Origin of the sequence: Kiloniella laminariae, assembly GCF_027214005.1 — a bacterium.
Taxonomy (GTDB): domain Bacteria; phylum Pseudomonadota; class Alphaproteobacteria; order Kiloniellales; family Kiloniellaceae; genus Kiloniella; species Kiloniella laminariae_A.
This window is the reverse complement of record NZ_JAPWGY010000001.1, coordinates 1004586-1011069: the sequence shown is the minus strand read 5'-3', so window position 1 is coordinate 1011069 and position 6484 is coordinate 1004586. Positions and strand designations below refer to the sequence as shown.

General features: G+C 50.2%; 8 protein-coding genes and 1 tRNA gene. 1 reads left to right on the top strand and 8 read right to left on the bottom strand.

The features are described 5' to 3' along the window. Positions 1–249: 249 nt before the first annotated feature. The 4 genes from O4H49_RS04705 to O4H49_RS04690 form a co-directional block, all read right to left on the bottom strand. Positions 250–325 (bottom strand) — tRNA-Phe (locus O4H49_RS04705). A gap of 137 nt (positions 326–462) precedes the next feature. Next, positions 463–648: a DNA gyrase inhibitor YacG gene (locus O4H49_RS04700; protein ID WP_269422259.1), complete on the bottom strand. Its 186-nt coding sequence runs from the start codon at positions 646–648 to the stop codon at positions 463–465. Between the two features lie 54 nt (positions 649–702). Continuing rightward, a complete protein-coding gene (locus O4H49_RS04695) occupies positions 703–1935 on the bottom strand; it encodes a ribonuclease E/G (RefSeq protein WP_269422258.1) in 1233 nt (410 codons plus the stop codon). 46 nt (positions 1936–1981) lie between these two features. After that, positions 1982–2572 carry a Maf family protein gene (locus O4H49_RS04690; RefSeq protein ID WP_269422257.1) on the bottom strand — a complete coding sequence of 197 codons (591 nt, stop codon included), beginning with the start codon at positions 2570–2572 and terminating at the stop codon, positions 1982–1984. A gap of 395 nt (positions 2573–2967) precedes the next feature. On the opposite strand from O4H49_RS04690, the gene O4H49_RS04685 reads away from it, so the two are divergent. Further along, positions 2968–3747, top strand: a complete 780-nt coding sequence (locus O4H49_RS04685) for a substrate-binding periplasmic protein (protein ID WP_269422256.1) — start codon at positions 2968–2970, stop codon at positions 3745–3747. Between the two features lie 80 nt (positions 3748–3827). On the opposite strand, the gene O4H49_RS04680 is transcribed toward O4H49_RS04685, so the two are convergent. From O4H49_RS04680 to O4H49_RS04665, 4 genes are all read right to left on the bottom strand, one after another. Next, positions 3828–4556 (bottom strand): hypothetical protein, encoded by a 729-nt coding sequence (locus tag O4H49_RS04680; protein WP_269422255.1) that lies wholly within the window; start codon positions 4554–4556, stop codon positions 3828–3830. Positions 4557–4667: 111 nt separating this feature from the next. Then, the gene (locus O4H49_RS04675) at positions 4668–5279 is read right to left on the bottom strand and encodes a DNA-3-methyladenine glycosylase I (protein ID WP_269422254.1); all 612 of its coding nucleotides are present in this window, start codon (positions 5277–5279) and stop codon (positions 4668–4670) included. Between the two features lie 253 nt (positions 5280–5532). After that, positions 5533–5976: an arsenate reductase ArsC gene (locus O4H49_RS04670; protein ID WP_020592057.1), complete on the bottom strand. Its 444-nt coding sequence runs from the start codon at positions 5974–5976 to the stop codon at positions 5533–5535. Positions 5977–5980: 4 nt separating this feature from the next. After that, positions 5981–6475 carry a UPF0262 family protein gene (locus tag O4H49_RS04665; RefSeq protein ID WP_269422253.1) on the bottom strand — a complete coding sequence of 165 codons (495 nt, stop codon included), beginning with the start codon at positions 6473–6475 and terminating at the stop codon, positions 5981–5983. Positions 6476–6484: the final 9 nt, after the last annotated feature.

The following is a 6484-nucleotide window of genomic DNA, read 5'->3' as shown; positions in this document are numbered from 1 at the left end:
ATCTCTACGATCCTTCCGAATGCTGGAATTTCTTCAAGGCTGCTGGATATGTCTCAGATTAAAAGCAAAAGGCTTTAGACACTCAAGACGTAATGTTAGATCGGAGAGGTTTCAGGAAAATACGGAAAACACACCACAGCTTCTGTTTTCGTTCAATAACTTCCCCCGGTAAAAGGAGAAAAACAAAGCAACAGAATCACTAAGCAAAAACTCGCCGGGCGAAACATCAGGAATGTAAGGGAGAATAAATGGTGCCCAGAGGCGGATTTGAACCACCGACACGCGGATTTTCAGTCCGCTGCTCTACCAACTGAGCTATCTGGGCACCGTGGGCTGACCGTACTTGTTGGCCGCCGATGAAAGGGCTTATAGAAAATGATTTCGGTCCTGTCCAGTCCTATTATCAAGAAAAATACAAAAAACAGTTTTTTCTTTATTTCAACCCCTTAACCGACCGAAAAGTCACAGGATTTCATCGTCATCCGCCGAATCAACAGACCGTTCCGAAGTTGGAATCCGATAGCTTTCGCTCAACCAGCGATTCAAATCGACATCAGCACAGCGCCGCGAACAGAAAGGTTTATAGTCAACGGCAGATTCCCCTTTGCAAATCGGGCAGCGGGCTTTTTTCAGTACGGGATCAGACATGTTGTTTCTCGGTCTTTATTCTCAACAAATTCACTCTCTGGCATTTATCATGGCTCAGATGTTAACTGTAAAGCCTTCTACCTGTGCCGGATGTGATTCTATTCTGATCTTCCAGCCAATTCGATCTTCAACATAAGAACGGGCTGCACTCTTTTCCAGAATTTCTGCTACATCGGCCGCCACAACCAATTCCGGCCCGCGGGAGGCCCCTGAAATCTCGCCGTGCCCTTTCTGTCCGCCCCTCACACAAGAACACCACAGACGGCGCAAAGCCGCGTAAGCAACAGCTGACGCGTCAGGCTCATGACCAAGTCCACCTATCCCCACAGGGCGCAGCAGCAATTCCTGGAGCGAGCGCCCTGCCCGCTTCCGGGTCAATTCCTGCAGGCCCGAGAGATAGAGCGGGAAAAGTTTATGCCCGACCGGATCGCGTTTCAGTTCTCCCTTGAGACAGGCCTGAAGCTTCTTCCGGCTCTCCGGCGCCTTCAGATGCGGAAAATCAATCAGAATACGCCCGGCTATATTCCGCAGCCGAAGTTGTCGGGCAATCTCGACTGATGCCTCCTGGCACAGCAACAAATGCAACATTTCGTTCCCGCCGTTATGTTGCATACTGCCTTTATTGACATCAACCGCGGTCAGGCTCCGTCCCTGTTCAATAATCAGACTTCCCCCCGAAGATAGCGGAACATCAACCTGCAACAGGTTTTCCAGGGCTTCCTCCAGCCCCATAGCTTCAAAAAGATTTGGCTTGTCAGCCTGCAAGGAAAGATCACAGTTCGTGATTTCATCCACAGGAAACCCTGCTTCTGGATCTGCGAACAGCAGGCGCAAGCGACGGAGTACCCCCGCATCTGTCACAAGAATTTCTTCAGGTAATACTTCTTGCCGCCTCAGCCAGTCAGCCAGAGGATCGCAGGCCTGCACCAGAGAAACCTTTTTCCCAGAAGGGACAGCATCTCCCCGGGCACGCAAGCGCACCCCTTTACCATCCGCTCCCTCACGGGTCACTTCCACCCGGAGATAATCCCCTTCAGAAAGCCCTTTCTCTGCCTTCAGGCTTCTGGCCACCTCGCCCATTGGCAGGAAACCGGGCTGGCTCAGACCAATGTCAACAAAAGCAGCATCAAGCCCCCGATCAAGAGAGACCAATCGCCCGTCATACTTGTTGCCAACATACACCGGCCGGTCATCACGCAAAATGAGGATATCCTCAAGGCGATCATCCTCCAGACGCGCAGCCCGCAACAAGCCCGGCAGATAGTCGATACAGATCAGTGCAGACATATTGCACGCTCCCGCTTCATCCTCTGGCTGCCCGGCCTTGACCCGGCTAAAACCCGTTTCCAACCAGAAGGCTGGTTACTTCAGGTAACGACAACCCCACGACATTGGTATAAGAGCCGTTAATTGCTGGAATAAAAGCCGCTGCCCCACCCTGTATAGCGTAACCACCAGCCTTGCCCTGCCAGTCCCCGCTGTCAATATAAGCCTCGATTTCGCTGGCGTGGAGCCGTTTGAACCTTACAGCCGTCTGAACCAGCCGCTGGCGAACCAGCCCTTCGGGTGTCACCAGAACATGGCCCGTCATCACTCTGTGACGTCGCCCAGACAGGAGATTTAAACACAACCGGGCTTCCTGCTCGGTTTCTGCTTTAGGCAGAATCCGGCGACCAACAGCCACAACAGTATCAGCTGCCAGGACAAAAGCCCCCGCTTGGCGCGCGGCAACCACAGCTGCCTTCTCGTGCGAAATCCTTTTGGCATAGTCAGCAGGCAGCTCCCGGTTTTTAGGGCGTTCATCCAAATCAGCCGGATCGATCAGATCAGGTGTTATTCCAATCTGCAGCAAGAGTTCCTGACGACGCGGAGAAGCTGAAGCGAGAACAAAGGGAGCAGAAGAATGGCGCGTGACAAGCTGCATGAAAATTTCGGATCCTGCATGATTTAAAAGTGGTTCCTCTGCATACTCTCGCCCGCAGAACATAAAATCTGCAAAAAAGAGACATCCGAACCAGGAAGGAGAAGTCGCCAATCAGCAACTGCCCGCCAGGGTGATAGCAAATAAAACTTACAGAAACAATTTAAGACAGACAACCTGAAGCGATTTGAGCGGTTAACAGGACCAGATCAGTATCATCTCGACGTTGCTCCTCACCGCCTGATGTCGCCCCCTTTCCATTTTCTCCCAAAAATAATTCTCGCCTGTAAAAATGCTGATAAGGATAATGTCGGGAAAATATCAGCTGTTAATCTCTTTTTTAATAATAGGGTTCTATTGTAAAATAGTGTTTTTTATCATCAACCTGAATAGTTTCCATGATACTGCGATTTGCCTCTTCCCTTGTGCTGGCGATGTTGCTGAGCCTAACAGCTCAGGCTGAGCCTTTGATCATGGCCTGCAACAGCTGGAAACCCCTGATAGACGAGGCCAGAAAAGACACCGGGTTGCTCAGTGAAATCATCACCCTGTCGGGAGAAAGGGTGGACCTTCAGGTCCAGCACCTTGTCCTCCCCTGGAATCGCGTGATTGCCGGTGTCAAAAAAGGGGAAATCGACGGAATTTCATGTCTCACCTATGCCGCAGAAAACAAGAACTGGATTACCTATACCAATCAGGCCTTCTGGGAGATTGAAATCGGAATTTTTGTCCGCAGGGACAGTGGCATCAAGCTCGGTCAACTCAAAGACTTGCAAGAGTACAGCTTTGGCTCTCTCAAAGGCAGCAGCTATTTCGAAATTCTACAGGGACTGATCGGGGAGGACATCAGAATAAGCCCTTACCCCAAAGAAATAGACGGCATGAAAATGCTGATCGAAAAACGTTTTGAGGTTCTTTTTACCGGGCGGATGATGGGGCACCAGCTGTTGCAAAGTCAACATCTGGAAAGATCAGACGAAGTGACCTATCTGGAGACGCTTTATCTCGACCACATCCATCCGGGTATCAGCCGGATACGCCCGGACGCCCAGGACATCGCCCAACGCCTGGACAAAGGTTTCCAGATGATCAAGGCTGACGGCACGCTGGAACAGCTTTACGAGAAGCACGGTCATTTCCCCCCTTCCCGCAAGCCTCTGAATGCAGTGACGAATTAAGATCACATCCCCTAAACAAAAATGAGGGGAGCTTCCCCCCTCATTTCTACGCTACCTGTATTATCAAACGATCAATGATCTTAATTGACTGAAGCCAATTGACGCTTGATACCCGCGTCCACTTTGGCATCCCATTCTTTTGCCCATCCGATCAAATCCTCAACATATTTCTCTCTGTCAGGACTCTTCAGATACCTGTCTTTATGCCATGGACTCATTTCCCACTCATCACTCACTGGAGCCGCAAAGCCATCCAGCTCCGGATTAGCACCGTACACCAGATTTAAATAGTGCTCCCTGGTTACTTTTCGATATTGAGTGACCAGGATATTCTTCGGACGTGAAATCAGATTTTCATCCATATAACGATCAGCCTGAATCCATTCTTGTGGATCTTCACTCCCGGCAGTCGTTACCCAGTGCTGAATGACCGTGCAATCCTGAGAGCGCCCGGCATAATTCCCTTTTTTCTCCACAAACAGTACATCTTTTCGCTCGCAGATTTTTCCGAACACATATCCCCATCGCGCCTGATCAATCGAAACTGTGAAATTTACAATCTTGCTCAGGACATCATTCTCAGTCTGAATAAGAACAAACGATTGAAATCTTGTGCTTACATCATTTGTCTCAATGCCCTGACCTGCCAAAACCCACTTACCTTCAGGTAATGGGATCTGTACCTCCCTACTGCCAGCAACAATGAAATCTTCAAACTCTTGGCCTTGAGTGTATTCAGCCTTTTGCTGTGTTGTCACACAGGCACTCAAGAACAGAGACACCACCACCATCAGAACCAGTTTTTTCATATTTATTCCCCCAAAAAGAGCACACAATCATAAAAGGAAATTCAGTTCAAGCTGATAACAATCGAAGCCATAATCCGAATTTCTGACATAAGTGTCGCCCGAGTGGCAGGATCAACGTCCGGGCCGCTTGAAATTGCTCCGGGCCTTCGCGACTTCTTCTCTCATCACACAGCCCTCAACATGATCGTTGATCAAACCCATGGCCTGCATGAAGGCATAAACGGTGGTTGGACCAACAAATTTCCAGCCCATCTTTTTCAGGTCCTTTGACAGGGCCACAGATTCCGCCGAGGTTGAGGCCGTCTGTGGTTCGGCAAGACGGGAGGGCTCCGGTTCATAGCTCCAGAGAAAGGCCGCGAGAGATCCTTCCCGCTTGACCAGCTCTTGCGCCCGCCGGGCATTGTTGATTACAGCCTCGATCTTGCCCCGATGCCGGACAATCCCTTCATTCTGAAGCAGGCGTTCAATATCACCTTCATCAAACGTTGCCATTTTGTTGAAATCAAAATGATGGAACGCCGCCCGGAAATTTTCGCGTTTGGCCAGGATCGTGCGCCAGCTCAACCCCGACTGAAAGCTCTCCAGACAGAGCTTTTCAAACAGGCGACGATCCTCACCGACCGGAAAACCCCATTCAGTATCATGATAATGGAAGAACTCGGGCGCAGCATCGCACCAGCGACAGCGTGCCTTACCATCCGGACCTATTGTCGTTGTACTCATAAACTTATCCCGCTTTGTCAGAATTCTTGAAAAATCATACTGCCTGTCAAGCGATACAGGCGCCCCTGCTGTAGGACGATTGCCCTATAAAATAATTAGGACACTTGCCCTACACTGTCAAGAACAGCAAATACCCCTCAAAAGGGATGGTCAGAAAGACGGGCCTTCACTTAGGGAAGATCTGAGACAGAGACAGAGACAGAGACAGAGACAGAGACAGAGACAGAGACAGAGGCATAAATAAACAAGGCAATCAGACGACAGGTTTGAGATCCATGGTAAAGCGTTCTTCAATCTTCTTGCGCAGGAAATCACGCACCTGGCGGTAAGCCTGCAAGCGGGTTTCCCTGCTGCCTTCAATCAGACCAGGATCAAAGGTGTGCCAGAACTCCACATCACAGGCCATGGTCCGGGTCATTTCCACTGCAGAGTGCTGTGCCTCTGGAGACAGGCTGATAATCAGATCAAAAGAGCTGTCTTCGAGATCATTAAAGTCCTTGGCCCGGTGGCGAGAGATATCGACCCCGATTTCCTCCATCACCTCGATGACAAAGCCGTCAACTTCCTGCGGGCGCACGCCAACAGAATCAACAAAGATTTTGTGGCCCAGCAGATGTTTCAGCAGCCCTTCGGCCATGGGTGAGCGCACGGCATTATGAGTACAGGCAAAAAGGACGGCACCGGGCAGATCGCTCAAGATACTAGCCCCGAACGTAGTGCAGTGCACAGATCAGGGTGAAAAGACGTCGGGCGGTGTTAAAATCAATTTCGATTTTACCATCCAGACGCTGCTGGAGAATTTCAGATCCTTCGTTATGCAGTCCGCGCCGCCCCATATCAATGGCTTCGATCTTGGCCGGGCTGGCTGACTTGATTGCCTCGAAATAGGTTGCACAAACGGAAAAATAGTCACGTATAATCCGACGCAGCGGCGTCAGAGAGAGAATATGCTCGCAAAGCAGATCGTCATTTTCCAGGCTCACCTTGAACAACAGACGATTTTCCACAATAGAAAGGTCAAGTTTATAAGGCCCTACTTCAGAACCCGTTGGCCTGAAGTTGTTTTGCTCAAGCAGATCATAAACCGCAATCGCCCGTTCCTTTTCCACATCCGGGGTCGAACGGGTCAGGGAGAATTCATCCAGATGAATATGGACAAGGTGATGGCTGCTTTTCTCTGCGTCCTGATCCTGCATCCGGCCTCC